At 60.8% G+C, this 16,363-nt stretch carries 13 protein-coding genes and 3 pseudogenes; 8 read left to right on the forward strand and 8 right to left on the reverse strand.

Features of this window, described 5'->3' with window-relative positions; all coding sequences use genetic code 11:
- Positions 1-141: 141 nt before the first annotated feature.
- Positions 142-267 (forward strand): annotated as a pseudogene (locus MKK63_RS01110) (IS110 family transposase); the annotation flags it as partial.
- A 545-nt stretch (positions 268-812) separates the two neighbouring features.
- Here MKK63_RS01110 and MKK63_RS01115 read toward each other — a convergent pair.
- Entirely contained in the window at positions 813-2,648 is a 1,836-nt protein-coding gene (locus MKK63_RS01115; RefSeq protein WP_243997902.1) for an ATP-binding protein, read from the reverse strand.
- A gap of 264 nt (positions 2,649-2,912) precedes the next feature.
- Here MKK63_RS01115 and MKK63_RS01120 point away from each other — a divergent pair.
- Positions 2,913-3,386, forward strand: a pseudogene (locus MKK63_RS01120) (DDE-type integrase/transposase/recombinase); the annotation flags it as partial.
- Positions 3,387-3,677: 291 nt separating this feature from the next.
- On the opposite strand, the pseudogene MKK63_RS01125 reads toward MKK63_RS01120, so the two are convergent.
- The 3 genes and pseudogenes from MKK63_RS01125 to MKK63_RS01135 all read right to left on the reverse strand — a co-directional run.
- A pseudogene (locus MKK63_RS01125) lies at positions 3,678-3,908 on the reverse strand (DDE-type integrase/transposase/recombinase); the annotation flags it as partial.
- Between the two features lie 151 nt (positions 3,909-4,059).
- Positions 4,060-5,403 carry a reverse transcriptase domain-containing protein gene (locus tag MKK63_RS01130; protein ID WP_243997922.1) on the reverse strand — a complete coding sequence of 448 codons (1,344 nt, stop codon included), beginning with the start codon at positions 5,401-5,403 and terminating at the stop codon, positions 4,060-4,062.
- Positions 5,404-8,160: 2,757 nt separating this feature from the next.
- Positions 8,161-8,742: a recombinase family protein gene (locus MKK63_RS01135; RefSeq protein WP_243997904.1), complete on the reverse strand. Its 582-nt coding sequence runs from the start codon at positions 8,740-8,742 to the stop codon at positions 8,161-8,163.
- Positions 8,743-9,167: 425 nt separating this feature from the next.
- On the opposite strand from MKK63_RS01135, the gene MKK63_RS01140 reads away from it, so the two are divergent.
- From MKK63_RS01140 to MKK63_RS01150, 3 genes are all read left to right on the forward strand, one after another.
- A complete protein-coding gene (locus tag MKK63_RS01140) occupies positions 9,168-10,895 on the forward strand; it encodes a putative bifunctional diguanylate cyclase/phosphodiesterase (protein WP_243997906.1) in 1,728 nt (575 codons plus the stop codon).
- A 30-nt stretch (positions 10,896-10,925) separates the two neighbouring features.
- Positions 10,926-11,873 (forward strand): BLUF domain-containing protein, encoded by a 948-nt coding sequence (locus tag MKK63_RS01145; RefSeq protein ID WP_243997909.1) that lies wholly within the window; start codon positions 10,926-10,928, stop codon positions 11,871-11,873.
- A 258-nt stretch (positions 11,874-12,131) separates the two neighbouring features.
- Positions 12,132-12,539, forward strand: coding sequence for a PilZ domain-containing protein (locus tag MKK63_RS01150; protein ID WP_243997910.1), 408 nt, complete (start codon positions 12,132-12,134; stop codon positions 12,537-12,539).
- Positions 12,540-12,569: 30 nt separating this feature from the next.
- Here the strand turns inward: MKK63_RS01150 and MKK63_RS01155 are convergent.
- A protein-coding gene (locus MKK63_RS01155) for an IS3 family transposase (protein ID WP_243997924.1) occupies positions 12,570-13,651 on the reverse strand; the annotation gives its coding sequence in 2 pieces (ribosomal slippage) (positions 12,570-13,444 and positions 13,444-13,651; 1,083 coding nt in all).
- On the opposite strand from MKK63_RS01155, the gene MKK63_RS01160 reads away from it, so the two are divergent.
- Entirely contained in the window at positions 13,541-14,227 is a 687-nt protein-coding gene (locus tag MKK63_RS01160) for a hypothetical protein (protein ID WP_243997925.1), read from the forward strand. The two genes, MKK63_RS01155 and MKK63_RS01160, sit on opposite strands and share 111 nt — an antisense overlap.
- 284 nt (positions 14,228-14,511) lie before the next feature.
- Entirely contained in the window at positions 14,512-14,997 is a 486-nt protein-coding gene (locus MKK63_RS01165; protein ID WP_243997912.1) for a hypothetical protein, read from the forward strand.
- Between the two features lie 12 nt (positions 14,998-15,009).
- Here MKK63_RS01165 and MKK63_RS01170 read toward each other — a convergent pair whose 3' ends face one another.
- Complete coding sequence (locus MKK63_RS01170) at positions 15,010-15,201, reverse strand: hypothetical protein (RefSeq protein WP_243997914.1); 192 nt, start codon at positions 15,199-15,201, stop codon at positions 15,010-15,012.
- Positions 15,202-15,327: 126 nt separating this feature from the next.
- Complete coding sequence (locus MKK63_RS01175) at positions 15,328-15,561, reverse strand: hypothetical protein (protein ID WP_243997916.1); 234 nt, start codon at positions 15,559-15,561, stop codon at positions 15,328-15,330.
- Between the two features lie 108 nt (positions 15,562-15,669).
- On the opposite strand from MKK63_RS01175, the gene MKK63_RS01180 reads away from it, so the two are divergent.
- Entirely contained in the window at positions 15,670-15,888 is a 219-nt protein-coding gene (locus MKK63_RS01180) for a hypothetical protein (RefSeq protein ID WP_243997918.1), read from the forward strand.
- 8 nt (positions 15,889-15,896) lie between these two features.
- On the opposite strand, the gene MKK63_RS01185 is transcribed toward MKK63_RS01180, so the two are convergent.
- The gene (locus MKK63_RS01185; RefSeq protein WP_243997920.1) at positions 15,897-16,106 is read right to left on the reverse strand and encodes a hypothetical protein; all 210 of its coding nucleotides are present in this window, start codon (positions 16,104-16,106) and stop codon (positions 15,897-15,899) included.
- Between the last annotated feature and the right edge of the window lie 257 nt (positions 16,107-16,363).

The raw sequence follows: 16,363 nt of genomic DNA on the forward strand, positions 1-16,363 counted from the left end.
GGCCCCGGAGGTGTTCGTGCCAGCCTTCTCCGCTTGGCCGGCTGCGCTCGCCCGACCAGCTCCGCCGGCCAAGCTACTCGCGGCGGAGCGGCCCACCGTGCACTAACTTTACCCTTGGACCACCTCGTGGGGGCCGATCAGTTGGCCGGCATGCTGTCGCGCAAGCCGCGCATGCTGATCACCGTCGCCCTGGCGAACAAGATGGCGAGGATCGTCTGGGCCTTGATGGCCCATGGCGGCTCCTACAGAGCTCCGGCCACGGCGTGATCGCCACGGCCTGAGGCGTCAGGGAGGCAGGGAAGGTCAGTCGAGAGGTATGGCGCAACGGTCAGAAGACGGGGTCGGGAAAACCAGTGAATGTCCAGGCGCCTCGAGCGCGCAAAAGCGATTTGGACCCGATCCGCGATCTCCATACAGGCCCGCAGCCGTGAGGATGGCTGCATCAACAGGCCGGACACACGGAAGCACCTGAACCTGCGCGCACAGATCTCTCAAACACCCCCTTGAATCCGATGGGGCGTCCACACACGGCCATTCGTCGGCCGTCCGGTAATTTTGGCTTGTGGCGGGGAACGGATCCTAACCCTTCTCCCTGAAGCAGACTGTCCGGCCCTACCTTGGTCTCGCCGAAAATGTAGATCTAATATGTCCGTAAGCGAACATTCATGTAATTCTCTCAGATTTTTGTTTCAATAATTAGCCGCCAAATGCAGTTAAAACGCTATGATATTGGAAGAGATTAGCTGTCTAATACATAATATCGAAGTTTTTAGCATAGATTTAACATCTATACCGCTTAACTAGCATGCCGTTCAATGGGGCCAAATATCATTTGTCATCTCCTGAACTTTAGCCCCAAGCGCGTCCAGGGCGAATGGCTTGTTCATAAGCTCCATACCCAATGCCATGCGGCCATTCCTGACGGCGGCGCTCGCTGCGTAGCCGGTCAGGAACAGGACCTTCAGCGTCGGGCTGTGCACACGCGCCGCGTCGGCCAGCTGGCGCCCGTTCATGCCGCCGGGCAATCCGACATCGGTGAGGAGGAGACTGATGCAGACGCCGGTCTCGATGATCCGCAAGCCGGCCTGCCCGTCCTCGGCCTCTAGCACGCTGTAGCCAAGCTCGGAGAGCGCCTCGACGATCAGCATCCTCAACGCCGTTTCGTCCTCGACAACCAGAACGACCGTGCTCGCCTCGACGCGCGGCAGGCTTGGCACCACGCCCACCACCTTGACGCCGTCCGCCAGCCCAAGGTGCCGAGGTAGGTAGATCGACACGACGGTGCCCTGTCCAGTTTCGCTTCCCAACAGGACATGACCACCGGATTGCTGGACGAAGCCGTAGATCATCGACAAGCCGAGGCCGGTGCCTTCGCCCAAAGGCTTGGTCGTGAAGAACGGCTCGAACACCCGTGCGATCACGTCGGGCGGCATGCCAGTGCCCCCGTCCGTCACGAAGAGGCCCATGTACTCGCCCGCCGGCACACTCCCCAGTGTGGGGTCGCCACCGGAACGCGAATGCGCAAAGACGCTGTTTCGGGTCTCGATCGTGAGCGGGCCGCCGTCTGGCATGGCGTCCCGTGCGTTGATGACGAGATTGAGCATCGCGTTCTCGAGCTGGTTCGGGTCGCACAGCGCCGGCCAGAGATCGTCTGCAAGTCTGGTCTCAATCGCGATACCAGGACCGACTGTGCGCCGGAACAGATCCTCCATGCCGCCGACCAGCCGGTTGACGTCGGTCGCCTTGGGATCCAGCGTCTGGCGTCGTGAGAAAGCGAGGAGCCGGTGGGTCAGTGCCGCGGCTCGGTCGACCGAGGTCATCGCCACATCGATGTAGCGGGTGGCCTCCGAAGCGCGGTCCTGACCGATGCGTATCCGGATGAACTCGAGGCTACCGGAGATGCCCGCGAGGAGATTGTTGAAGTCGTGCGCTAGCCCCCCGGTTAGCTGCCCGACGGCCTCCATCTTAAGCGATTGACGCAGCGCCTCCTCGATCCGTCCGCGCTCCTCGGCCTCCGCGTGAAGTCTGGCATTGGCATCGGTCAGTTCGCGGGTGCGTTCGGCCACGCGCTCCGCAAGAATGGTTCGCAAGCTTGCCTCACGGTCCCGCACCTCGCCCATGACCCGAATGCGGTCCACGGCACCTGCAAGGAGGTTGGCGTAACTGCGCAGGAAGAGGGTGTCGCTCTCGGTGAATTGGCGCGGGACGTGGCTGTCGATTTGAAGGATGCCAAACGGCGGCTTCCCTCGACCGCCAAGGATCAGGACGTTTGCCACCGCTCTGACATCGTTGTCGATCAGGAACTGCGAGTATCGAAACCGCGTCTCCTTCGCGATGTCGGGTGAGATCATGGGCTCTCCCGTCCGGAGCGCGTGCCCTTCCGACGTATCGTGCTCCGCGGTGATAGTCGCCTGTCCAATGACACCCGACTTCCACCCGACGCCCGCACGCACCAGAAGGGTCTTTCCGTCCGCCCGCAGTTCGACAACCTTGGCGAGATCGGTACCGAGAGCCTCCCCTGCCAAGCGGCAGGCCTCCGTCAAGATTTCATCAAGATCATCGGACCGAATAGCGAGCTCCCCAAACCGGGCAAGCGCCGTCTGCTGGCGAAGAAGCTCTTGCAAAACCTTCGTTGCAGTTATCTTCAAAACCGTATTCCAATAGTATTAATGTCATATACAGCTTGTTCGCAGAACATATGTCCAGACAGGATATACGCGCAACGCGGACACGCAGGCCTTACCGTATTGTGGAAGCATAGAACTCATCATTATGTAGAAAATGAGTAATTTTGAATTCACTGCGCCGAGCCCCCCAAGGGCGCCCGGTGACAATCACAATTTCATTCGATCCAAGCAATAAAACGTGGCAACGCAGTCATATTCAAAGATCTGTCGGCTCATGATGTCGTCGGCGAGCGGGTTCGGGTCGCCTTCGCGCTCGACTGCTGTGATCGGGAGGCGATGAGCTACGTGGCGACCACGGCGGGCATCACGGGCGAGGACGTCCGCGACCTGATGGTGGCCGCCTTCGAACACCGCTTCGGGCCAGTCAACCAGTTGCCAAGCCTGATCGAGTGGTTGACTGACAACGGCAGTTGCTACGTCGCCCGCGACACTCGCCGCTTCGCCCGCGACCTCGGGTTGGTACCGAGAACGACGCCGCTGGAGAGCCCGCAGAGCAACGGCATGGCTGAGGCGTTCGTGCGAACCTTGAAACGCGACTACGTGCGTGTCTCGGCCCTGCCGGATGCCGAGAGCGTGCTGCGCCAGCTTCCTGTCTGGCTGGCGCACTACAACAACCTTCATCCTCATCGTGCGCTCGGCTACCGTTCGCCGCGCGAGTTCATCGCCCGATCAACCCAGGAGACCCTGTCCGGTCTTTAAGGGGCAACAACAAAACGCGATCCCAGATAACTGGTTCATTGCCCAGGCCAACCAGCGCCGGGGCCTTGCTTGAGAGCAGCTGCCGTTGCCCTCGGCAATGCCTTCGGCCTCCGACTTGTCACGACCCCCTTCTATTCTTTGCAACCGGTTGCAGTGAGCATTGTGTACACGAATGGAGGGTCTAGGACAGAGTTGTGACGTTTGCCACGACGGATGTCGTGACTGACCCCTCGGGTTCTGAGGTGTTACCGGCACCTGGAATAGGCCTTCGCGAACGGTCCATACACCTCAGAACCCGAAGCCTTTGCGCAGCCACAGCATGGCCTCGAAGCCGCAGATTGTGCGCCGCGCCGTGTTAAAGGAGTGGAAGCCGCTCACCCGCGGCATCAGCTGGTTCACCCGAAAGTGCCTGCTCTCGATCCCCTGCTGCAGGTGTTTGGCGATGTAGTTCATGGGTGTGTGCAGCAGTGTTCCCGCTTCGCAGCTCTCACCGATGGCTGGTGAGTACGGGCTCTTGAAGTCGCCGCAGGCCTTTTGCTTTAGCTTGAGCGCGAGGGCGTTGAGGATCATGGTCCGGCTTCAAAACTGAGGCGGCAAGCTCGGCGGCTATGGCTAACGACCCGTGAACGCACGCCCATGCCTGTGTGCGACAGGCCCCAGATATGCCGATTGCTCACCCATGTTCGTATACGAAGCCCGGCTCGTGAAGTGCGCGGTGATGGTAGGCCGCCTGTGCGCGTAGAGCCTGGCCGCGCATCTGAAAGTCCAAGGCGTAGCTCAGAACACTGTTCGCCCACTGCGCAGCCCGCGTTAGTGGACGCCCATCTTTACGGAGGCCCATAGATGCACCCCAACTCCGAACGCGTCTTTTAATGTCTTCCAGTTGCTCTGATTGTGTCGGAGGGTGGTCCTTTTGGTGAAGACCGACCGGTGACCCGCATTTTCGAGCGGTGCTTTTCATGTCGTATCGCAACATTCTGTAGTCCTGAACCATGGTTGAGATCCAGGTCACGCACTCTGATCTCTTCGCTGGCGATACTTCCGCATAAACGCGCCGCCTCTTCGCAATGAAACGGATACCTAAGAAATCGAAACCCTGTCTGATCGACCTTGCGTCCTTACAAAGCAATTTAAGCGGTCCGAACCGGCTGCGTGTGAACGCGTCCCTGAGGATATCTGCCGCGCACCCTGCGTCCGCCTTTGTGCGACCGAGGATGGCAATGTTGTCCGCATGACAGATGAGGTGAACATCCTTCGGCCAATCCGAATGCTGTTCGGCCTCATCTAGCACCGACGCGATTGCCGCCTCCGCCAAGAGCGGGGAGAGGCTGGAGCCCTGGGGAATGCCTGTTCGGACCTGCTGCTGTAGGTTGCTGAGATCGATAGAGGAGAGCTTCCTCCTGGTCTTCATGAGGGATGCCCTCACACTCCTAGAGAGTGCATTAGCTTCCATCATCCTCCTGAGGTTGCCCCCAGGAAGCCTGTTGACGCCATCCGGATCAATGGTGGCGTAGCAATTTGCAATGTCGCCCTCGATGAACGAGCCATATCCGTGGGCCGCAAGTTCAACGATACGACGACCTTCTGCCGGCGCGTTGCCGTTTTCCACGGCGAACTGGTCCGGTCTAATCCGCAGGAAGGGCCTTGCCGCCCGCTTTAGTAGGAGTTGGGCCGCTCTTGCTGGCAGAGTGAAGTTTACGACGGGCCGGTAGCCGCCCTTCGGCTTGGGTTCCGCGCGGTAGGTAGCCTCACCTTGCGGCTGCCGCAGGTCCATCTCATCCGCGATTTTGTGGAGCTCCGAGCCCTTGGTTCTTAAACCACGCGGTAGCTTCTTGTTCGCATCGAACAGCGCGACGAACTTGGCGTCATGGGAGTGGCCGTACAGACGGGCCAGTTGCGCCGCATTCCTGGTCCTGCCCTCTGCGACAAACCGCTCGATCCGCTTCTTGATTTTATTCTCGTGCCTTTGCGCCTTCTTTGCCCGCTTGCGCCGGGAGGGCGGTAGGCAGCGCACCACGGGCGGCAAGCTTGGCCGTCCTGCACCCGGTTGCAGCGAGTTTGAGCTCGCTGCAGTCTTCCGTTGATCTAGCGCGAGCATTCGGCAACACTTTGTTGAAACACGCTGCCGATGACCCTTAATATATGAGTGCATCGACGACGCGCGGTTATGAACAAGGACGTGCCGTTGATCCGGCAAGATATTGGCACGATCATAAACCGAACCGCTTGTCTCGACGCCTGGGGTCTTTCATCTATTCATGCAACCGGTACCACGTCAAGCCAATATTTTTGCCATTCCATAATTTTTAATCACACCTGAATAACAACCTCGTTCAGGTGCCGCGATGATTTCCCTCGGATATAAGGCCTGCGCGTAGGTGGTCGAGGAAATCGACCGCATCGTAACGGATCGTGGCCGTGAAAATCCGGCGGTTACATATTCGAAAGCCGAGTTCATCAGCGCGGCAGTCAATCGCGCGCGTGATGATCTTGATTGGTTGCCCGAACCGATGACCCGGACTCGGCCAACCCTAGCCTTAGCCGTATCGGTGCAACCGGTTGCACGAACGACCCGACAGCTAAATAACTGATAAATCAATGTTATTTGTTGGTCTGTCGTACGTCGCTTGGGTGCGTTAGTGCAAAAACATGCGGTTGATGATGTGTTGGGGTGCGATGTCGGCCTTTATGATCCGATCCACCCTGTGGGTGAGAATCCTCTCGCCAGTCTTGGGGGGGCGCCCGTATGGTCCAGGACAGAAATATTCCAGGTCATTCGAGCCTATTACGCGCTCACCTTGACGAAAAATATGCTTTTGACCGGCCTTTGATGGCGGACGAACAGCAGATCAATCATGTCACCCTAAAATCATGTAGTCATGATATAATTTTTACTTGACTGATTGTTTAACAGATGAAACTATTGCCAAGTTGAGTATGCGTCATATGCAGGAGTGGGCCATGAAACATGTCGGTCTCAAGCTTGATGAAAATCTTTTCGATGCTATCGGTCGGGCTGTTATCCAGCGTCGTCGTGATGAACCGGAGAAAAACACGACGCGGTCGTCTTTCATTCGGGACGCCATAGAACAGGCGATACCTGAGGATGGGGCCGCGCCATTGCCGAAGACAAAGACTCGGAAGTAATAAAGCTTGACCATACTGAAACCGGTTGCAGCGACGCAGAACGCCTAGGCCTTTAGCGCGCATCAACGGCCCTGATCCGTCGTTCCAGCCGGATCAGGGCTTAACCGCCACCCGAGCCATGCGTTCGGCGCAACTCGACTGCCAACCAAGCCCGGGGGCGACGTCAGCCGTTCAGCCATCCAGCTGAAAAAAAGCGACACCGAGAAGCGTAAGGCCGAGCGGTCGCACAGCGCAAACGCACTGTCCGCAAACCCTGTTTTCATGTGAGGCCCAAGGGTAGGCTGCCGATCACGTGGACCTGCCGCCAAGGCATAGACTGATTTCCAAAAATGAAGTCCGGCCGCCTATGGAAGTTGCGGCTCTGGCCACACTGCGCGTTTTCAGCATCGGCGCCAACGGATAGATCGATGACTACCTGGCCTTGATGCCGGGGTATTGTGATGTACCGCGGAGCGAGCTGTGACGACCGCGGCCGCATCGAACGAGCCCGCACTGCCGATCAGACGGCTGCGTCTGCGGATCCCGTTGATCATGGGTCGGGGCGTGCTGAAAACCCACCGTCTGAGCCTGTTCGAGGGCGGCATCACCGGGTGTTCTGGGTAACCCCATACAATGGCCAGCAAACGGCGGACCTACTGCAAATCCGCAAACCCTACCGACCTGCGCTGCACGTAGACGGGAAACGAGAAGCCCAAGCTCGCCCTCGTGCTGATCGCATTGCGCAGCAGGGGCAGAAGATCCCGTGTCAACGCTTCTTTTGTAAGGCGATCAAAGCAGAACCGGCCGCGTCGACTCGTACCAGAGGATTAACCGAAGCAGCTTGAGAGGGTGAACCACCACTGCTAGATGGAAACTCATACCAGATCCGATATAGTCCTTTTAACCTCGATTGCTTTCCTTCTCTTTCCTTACGCGCGCGAGGCAGCAAGATCCTAACCAGTCCCAGATCGACTCTCGACATCTGTCACGTGCAGCCACATCCGAATAACATCGCGGCAAAGTGGCGAGATCCGATCCGCCCCGTTGAGATCAAGGAGAAGATCCGGCTATGCCCACCGGCGGCGCTAAGTATTTAATGTGGCGGTCACGATCGCGGCCGAGCATAAGCGTAGCATGATCGTTACTCATGCCGACGCGATGCTTGTGCCGCCGAAGCCTGCAGATCTCATGGCATTCGAAGCGGTCACGGCAGAGCCCCTGAAAGAGGCCGCCCAGGCCTGGCTCAAGCTTATCAAAGGCAGGCCCCCGGCGTGGAGGGGTAGCTAAGGCAGAGCCTCGATCCGCTTCAACAGCCGCTGAACGGCCGTTACATGCCACCGGCCGCCCCGATCCGTAAGCTCGCCGCGAGCCTCCAGAGCAGCCGCAAGCATGCGGACCGATGTGTGCCCTTCCGCCTGCAGCTCCGCGATCGTGGGTGCCAGCTTGGCAGCTCGCTTTTCTGCCTGCGCCCGGGTCTCCGCCCCGCCCTTCGCCGTGTTACCCCTCGTCAACCTTCGGCTTGTCACATCCCCCTCCCCATTTTTTGCAACCGGGTGCAATAAGCATTGTGTACACAAATGATAGGGTCGCAGAAAAGCATCGCATTGAGTGAAGCGCCGCCGCCGAGCAACAATGAATTCGCTTGGGCTCAGCCCTCCGCGCCTTTGCTGGTCGCCCGTGCCCGGGGGAAGTAGGTGTAGAATGTGTCCCGGTTGACCCCGAGCCGCTTGGCGATGTCGGCCACGCTGATCGTACCGGCTGCCAGAAGGGCACGGCCAACTGCAATATCATCCTCGCTCAGCTTCTTCGGTCGACCACCTTTGCGTCCACGGGCAAGCGCCGCCTTCAAGCCCTCCATGGTGCGCTCGCGGTTGAGGTCGAGGAAGTACTCGGCCATCGCCCCATGCATCTGCAGGGCGAAGCGACCGTGGGCGGTGGCGCTGTCGAACTGCTCGGTCAGGCTCCGGAAGTGCACGTCCTTCACGCGCAAGCCGTCGATGGTGCGCATCATCTCGACGAGGGATCGGCCCAGCCGGTCGAGCTTCCACACGACGAGCACGTCCTCGGGGCGCAGGTAGGCCAGCGCCGCCTCAAACTCCGGTCGCTTGGTCCCGGCCTTACCGGACTTCTTCTCCTCGAACAGACGCTCACACCCGGCCTTGGTCAGCGCGTCGCGCTGCAGGTCGAGGTTCTGGTCGAGCGTCGAGACGCGGGCATATCCGACAAGCATGTCGGGACAGTGCCAAAACCACGTTTATCCGGCAATAGAAAAGCCGACACGTTTCTCCGACAAAAATGGGGCTGTTTCGGGAGGCTCGCGATCGGCCTCTCTGAATCGTCGGGAAAACGGTCGAATAAACGACATATCGACTGATAGGATAGGTGTCTTGTTTGAGTGTAGTGGTGATGCAAGCTATCTCGGATCAGCGATCGAGCCCCTGAAGAGACACGGGAACCATCTCACGGTTCTGGCGCACCTGGCCTCGACGCGGTGAGACGAGCCAGGCGGTGGACGGCCCAACATACAAGCTGCGACAAACGGTACGTCAAACAATCCGGCAACCATGCACCGCAAATTAAAACATTCGTTCTTATAACGGCCCTATTAGCTATCTTGTGTGCTGCCTGACAGCCTCAATCTAGGGCCCTCGTGCGATGAGCGCTGATCTGCACCACCTCGGCGCGGCGCAGCGCAAAATCGTGCTATCTGCGATCCGATTGGATCCGAGTGTTGCCCCGCTTCTCACTTGGAACCGATATCTCGATGTAATCCGGCACGGCCTGTTGATGATCGACTCCTCGGGGCGGGTCGCTATATCGAACAGCCCAGCCGAGCGCCTCCTCTTCAACATGAAGGTCGAGCAGACGGCTAATCAATCCGCGATGCAGTTGCTTCGTGCCTTGTGCGCGGGAGCTTCGCAATCGCGACCAGAGATCTTCAAGTCTCTGCGACACGCACGCGACCTTCAAACATCCGCTTCGTTCGAAGTGACGGGCCAGGATCACACGCTGCAGGTCGAGATCCGTTCCATCGCGGGTGAAGGTTGGGTCGTAACCCTAGAAGATGTCAGCGCGCGCAAGGCGAGCGAGACGCGCGCAGAAGAATTGGCGCGTCTCGATCCACTTACCAGCCTGCCAAACCGCCTGCTCTTGCGAGAACGTCTGGCCGAGGCTCTGGCACGCTTGCAGCGCAACGGCGAGGCGTGCGCTCTACTGCTCATCGACCTCGACCGGTTCAAGCCGGTCAACGACACGCTCGGCCACCCGATCGGCGATGCACTTCTCGCGAAGGTTGCCGACCGCCTGCGTTCGACCGTGAGGCCCACAGACACGGTGGCCCGGATTGGCGGTGATGAGTTCATCATTCTGCAAACTGGCATCCGCGAGGCTGCCGACACACAGGCGTTGGCCCGGCGCCTCGTCGATTTAATCGGCCGGACCTACATGGTCGAGGGCCACCTTCTGACGATCGGAGCTAGCGTCGGCGTAGCGCTCGCGCCCGCAGACGGGACGAGTGAGGATAAGCTCCTGAAAAACGCCGATCTAGCCCTGTACCGGGCCAAGCTTGACGGGCGTGGGACGTACCGCTTCTTCGAACCGGAGATGGACGCGCGCATGCAGGCGCGACGCCGGCTCGAACTCGACATGCGCCAGGCTCTGGCCCGACGCGAGTTCCAGCTCCACTATCAGCCCCAGATGCAGCTCGAGGGCGATAAGCTAATCGGCTGCGAAGCCTTGATCCGCTGGAAGCATCCCGAGCGCGGGATGATATCGCCACTTGATTTTATCCCGCTGGCTGAGGAGATCGGCCTGATCGTGCCGATCGGCGAGTGGGTTCTCCGTCAAGCTTGCCGCGATGCGATGACGTGGCCCACTGCGATGTCGGTCGCGGTGAACGTCTCCCCTGCTCAGTTCAAGAGCGACCGGCTTGTCGAGACGATCCTCTCAGCGCTCGCCAGCTCAGGTCTGTCGGCCAAGCGACTGGAGGTTGAGATCACAGAGGGCGTTCTCCTACAGGAGAGTGAGAAAACCTTACAAACGCTTCATCGACTGCGCGAACTTGGGGTCCGCGTTTCGATGGACGATTTCGGTACCGGCTACTCGTCCTTAAGCTACCTGCGCAGCTTCCCGTTCGACAAAATCAAGATCGACCGGTCCTTCGTGAAAGACTTATCGAGCAAACCCGATGGGGATGCGATCATCCGGGCGATCGCGGGCCTCGGCAAGAGCCTCGGTATGACAACGGTTGCCGAAGGCGTCGAAACGCCAGAGCAGATGCAGCGCATTCGCGATGAAGGCTGCACAGACGTTCAGGGCTATTTCATCAGCAGGCCCATACCGGCGGACGATCTTCTAAAATTCCTCGCGAGCCACCAGCCATAAGCTTAGTCCACACAACTTATTGGACATCCTATGAGCGAACTCTACCGCCTCGTCTACGCCAGTAAGAATTTGTTTCAAGGATCGGAAGCCGAGTTAACGGCAGCCGTCGGGCAGATCCTGGCCGCATCACAGAGGAATAACGCTCGGTCGGATGTGACTGGCGCGCTGATGTTCAACACCGGCGCCTTCGCCCAGGTCTTGGAGGGACCGCGACAGGGAGTCGAAGAAACATTTGAGCGGATCCAGTGCGATGATCGCCACGGCGACGTGACGGTTCTTCAGGGCGGTCCGACAGAGAGCCGCAGCTTTGCGAACTGGTCCATGGCCTTCGTTGGCGCATCCGCCGGGGGCCAAGCACGCTTCAGCCGGCTCGCAGCCGAGAGCGGGTTCGACCTGTCCAGGCTGGATGGTGATGCCGTGTTGGCCATGCTGCACGAGCTGGTATTGGATGAGGAGGGCGTGCCGCTCTCGCGCGTCCCCGCTCCGTCGATCCAGCCAACCGAGGTGCACAGCCCAACAGGGCTCGATGTCGAGCACCTAAAAGCAGAAATCGCGCAGCTTCGACCGGATGCAGCGGCCACTCAGATGTTGTCACCGACGAGCGGTAATCGGACTGCCGGGGGCGAAAGTGGTGGGCCACGATCCCTTCCCACCGGGGATGTGAACCGCTCGTCGAAGGAAGCGACCGACGCTGCCCTCTCTGTGCTTAAAGCCGCCCTGGCGAGTGAGCGGCAACGCACGAGCGATCTACGAACCGAGATTGATGCGTTGCAAGTCGCGTTGGCATCGCGCGAGGATCAACTCCATGCCATGCGGGTAGAACGGGATCGTTGGGCTGGGCGTGCGCGGCTTCTCGCGACGGCGATGGCCCAGGAAGCTGACGACGTCCAGACGGCAGCTCACCGCGTCGGCTCGTTTGAACCGCAGCCGAACGGACAGGCGTGTTTACCAGACGCTGCAGACGTTCTCGCCGCCTAAACGCACCAGCAACGCCGTTCGCGGTGAGCGCCGCGTGCGCGATCATGGCGCGTTCCGCGTCTGCCGTATGCCCGGGCCAAAGGCGCTGGCGGTCGTGAAAGGCATGACAGGTTGTTATAACGGAGCTTTGGTGCGTGCCTTTCGCCCTCTCACTACGGCGTCCGGCGCATGATCGAACGAAGAGCCCCCACACGTCACCCTGTCGTCGTGCCCGCCCTGTGTCTTCGCTGCGACTGGTCCGAGTTCCACGCGGTCACCGTGGACATCTCGTCCGAAGGATTGAGACCGCGGTCGGCGACGCTGCCTACCGTCGAAGAGCGCCTCATCTGCAACATCCGCGACATTGGATCCGCACAGGTTCGGGTCGTATGGGTGGGGAGCTGCGACTTCGCCGTGCGCGTCATCGGCACGACCCCTTCACCCGGCGATGTGGCGCGACGCTTCATCGAGCTATCGCACCGGCAAGCAAAATCGTTCGAGATGGTGCGCGTCCACCGACGGATCCTTCCAGAGCGCACTACCGTGGAGGTCATGCTGGGGGATGGTCGGCGCGTGTCGGCGCAGATCCTGAACCTGTCGGCCTCGGGAGTGGCGCTGTCATTGGACGCTCCTCCGGCGATGGGTGAAGTGATCCGAGTTGGCAGACGACAGGCGAGGGTGACCTGACCGGTATTTTGGACCGAGCCGATTGAGAGGCTACTGCATGGTCGCGGTCATGGGTAGCCGGAAGGCCGGATCCGGGTAGCTGACGGGCGCGGGCGGCCGATAGCCCAGCGACGAATGCGGTCGGACGCAATTGTACGTGGTTTGCCATAGACCGATCACGATCTGCGCCTCCTTCAGCGAGTAGAAGATCTCCTGGCGCAGGCACTCGTCCCGAAGCTTGCCGTTGAAGCTTTCGCAGTACCCGTTCTCCCACGGGGATCCTGGTGCGATATACTGGATCTGTGAGCCAGCTTTGGCGACCCATTTGCGCAGCGCCTTCGAGATCATCTCTGGGCCATTGTCGCAGCGGATGTGCTCGGGGATGCCGTGCAGGCACATAGCATCGGCCAAAGCCTCGATCACGCCGAGGCTGTTGATGCGCCGCGCCACCTTCAGCGCCAAGCAGGTCCGGCTGTGCTTGTCGATCAGCGTCAGGATGCGCAGGCTCCGGCCGTCGTGGGTCTGGGCCTGCACGAAGTCGAAGCTCCAGACGTGGTTGCGGTGGAGCGGGCGCAGGCGCACGCACGAGCCGTCGTTCAGCCACAGGCGGCTGCGGGGCTTATGTCGGCTGGGGACTTTCAGCCCCTCGCGACGCCAGATGCGCTGGACCCGATCCTTGCCCACCTGCCACCCCGCTGCCTGCAGCAGCGCGGTGACGCGGCGGTAGCCGTAACGTCCATACTCGGACGCCAAGGTTATGATGGCGCGGGTCAGTGCATCCTCGTCGGCCAGCACGGTAGGCACGTAGCGTTGCGTGCCGCGGTGCTGACCGACGATCCGGCAGGCGTGACGTTCCGAGAGGCCGTACTTCTCACGGATGCCGTCCACCGCCTGCCTGCGTCGCTCGGGGGCTACAAGTTTCCCGAGGCGACGTCCGCCAGCACCTGACCCACCAAAGAAAGGTCGGCGACGAGCCGGCGCAGACGAGCGTTCTCGCGCTCCAGATCCTTCATCTTCCTGGCTTGATCGACCTGAAGGCCGCCGTACTCCTTGCGCCAGCGGTAGTAATTTTGCTCGGAGATCTCCGCCTCCCTGCATGCAGGGGCCAAACTCTTGCCCTGGGCAGTCTGCACCTCAATCTGGCGCAGCTTGAGCACGACCTGCTCCGCGTTCGTCTTCTGGCCTCGCCGCATGTCCAACTCCTTTGGTCCTGGCTGATCCTCTCAATCAGCCCGGTCCAAAGCCAGCCGGTCAGGTCAGGCGACATCTACACCGTTCGCCGCAAGCAGAAGCGCAACAAGGCGCAGGCGAGGTGCGTCGCCAAGCGCAAGAAGCGGGCTGCGCCCGGCCGGGACAACCTCGGCCGCGCGGCCTACTACGTCCTGCTGGGGCTCTTCAGCGACGAGGACACCGAGAAGGCTCTGCGGACGGGTATCCAGTTGCAGATGATGACCCTCATGAAGCACGCGGGCTTCGACCTGATCGAGGCGAACGCCGCGTTCCTAAAGGACAGCCGCGGGACCTTGGATAGCCTGAACGGGTGGCTCGCTCGTCGCTGGTACGAGGCGGGTGAACACCTCGGTCCGGAGGGTAAGCCCGTCAAGCGGTTGACCGGGAAGCGCAGGCGGTCGGATCAGTTGATGACTAGGAGTAACGAGGGGAATGGGCAGGTCAATGATCAGCCGATGATCGAGGCGAGCGTTACCTGATCTGCGGTTTAGCGACACCAAGAGGCGGCCCCACACCATCGGATAGGAGCACGATCGATAGTTCCAGTCGTGGTGGGATCCGCAGACGGCAGGTGCGCTACGGCTCGTTCTGCGGGTCGATTAGCCTCCACCAGCATAGAGGCTGAGAAGCAGCAGAGGGCGAGAACGGCGATCCAAAGTGCGCCTCTCAGGGTTCGAAGCGTTCGCCGAGACATAGCCGTGACGTTGGAGGCTGTCGGTTAGCGAACCCTTGCACCGCTCGACAGCCATCGGACCAACTTCCCTTGAGTGGATCGCATGAATGCCATCCGCGATCGATCGGCCGCATCGCGCTAGGCCTGCATCCAACCTACGATCACTACGTCCTTGCTCCGCTTACGAAAGCAGGCGGTGCGGCCGCCGGAGACGTGGTCATGCGCTGCCGAGCTCTTGTTGCCCTGACTCTCGCCGCTGGCCTCTATGCCTCGCCCAGCTACGCCCAGACCCAGGATGAGCAGGCCCTAGCCCTGCTGCGAGCGTCCAGCGCGCAATCGGCTATCATCACGTTCTGCGGCAAGCACTTCGCGATCGACGGGACGACCGCCCTGCGGATCTCGCAGACCGCCCGTGATGTGGCCACCAAGGTGCTCGGGCCTGAGCGGGCAAACGCCGCCTTCAAGGACGAACTGGCGCGGCGCTACGCCGAGGTGAAGGAGGTCGGTGAACAGCAGTGGTGCGCCGACCAACGCGATGAGCTTTCGAGCGGAGAGGTCAGGATTTTTAAGGATTGAGGCGCAGGCCGCTTAATCGCCGCCGTCACCATCACCGCAGTCCAGCAACCAGTCGATTAGGTCTACCCCCATATCGGCGGTCGTGTCGGCGTTTGCCTTACCCTGCGGCTTCTCCGCATGCTGCGCCCGCACCTCAGCGAACAGCTCACGAGCCAGCCGATCGAGTTCCGCGTCGGACAGCTTCCGCTCTGGGAGGACTGGCATAGAAGCTTCTCTCGTATCGGCCGCTCGGCCCCGCCTCGATCTGCTCACGAGGCGGGGGAGCGTCCGATCTCACCAGCGGTTGGGCCGATACGCAACGCGGCCCAAGAACAGGATAGCGAAGGGGGGTTATCGGGCCGTCAGCGGGGCCGACCGAGCCTTGTGCCGGAACAGGCCGCGCAGGAGACGGAAGGGCAGGCTTACCAGTTGGTACGCCGCGTGGGCGGCCATCACGACGAGAACGGCGAGCAGCGCCAGCAGGGTGTTGAGCAACGCAGGTACTCGCGGCGGCTTGAACACAGCGGGCCGCCCCCCGCCATTGTCCCTAGCAGGCGCGCCGAGCGCGGCGGGATTGTGAGCCACCAGGCCATACCCACGGGCATGGTTGATGAACCCATTCCACCTGTCGGACCGGTGAGACCGGCGCACGATCGCGATGACGTGAGGTTTTCCCACCGGTAAGCCGGCAAGATGCCGAAGCCGCCGAAACGCCGTGCCTACCTCGTATCCGTGTCTCAGAAACGCGAAGCGGTACGCATATACGCCGTACTGGCGACCACCCCGGACGAGGCGCTGGAAGCTGCCGCGCTGAACGTCGTGGCTAAGGCGCAGTTAGAGATTGTCGGTGGCTTGTCGCGCGACTCGGCGAAACGGCTGGGCATGAAGCTGGGCGAGCCGCTGTTGATTTAGGCGTTGTGTCAGCCGGTCCGAATGTTTCGCGTTCTCAACCGCTCGGCTTCATCCCGCCACGCATCACGCTCGGCCTGTACCGCCTCGATGCGCGCGTGCAGATGCCCGGCATCGATGGCTGTCTCCATGAGCATGTCTTGAGCGGAGGCGAGTTGCTGGCGAAGCTCTGCGTTCTCTGTTGCCAGGGCAAGGAGCAGGGCCGCCACATCGTCGCTCATTCGGGCTCCACGCTGCCTCGAAGCAGCGCGTCTAGCTGGGCTTAAGCTTAGCCGCAATCACGTCGATCACCGCGACTGCGCCGGCGAGGCCGCACTGGGTATCGAGGGGCGAAAGACCCCGGTGCTGCTCTTCCGGCGCGCGGTCGGAGCCAATCGCTGAGGGTATGGTGGTGCGGTATGGTTAGCCGATCTTGTATGAACCCCGCGCGACCAAGTCCACGTCGCGGCTTACAATCACATGCGGGAACGACGCATGT

Source organism: Methylobacterium sp. J-088 (genome assembly GCF_022829295.1).
Classification (GTDB): Bacteria; Pseudomonadota; Alphaproteobacteria; order Rhizobiales; family Beijerinckiaceae; genus Methylobacterium.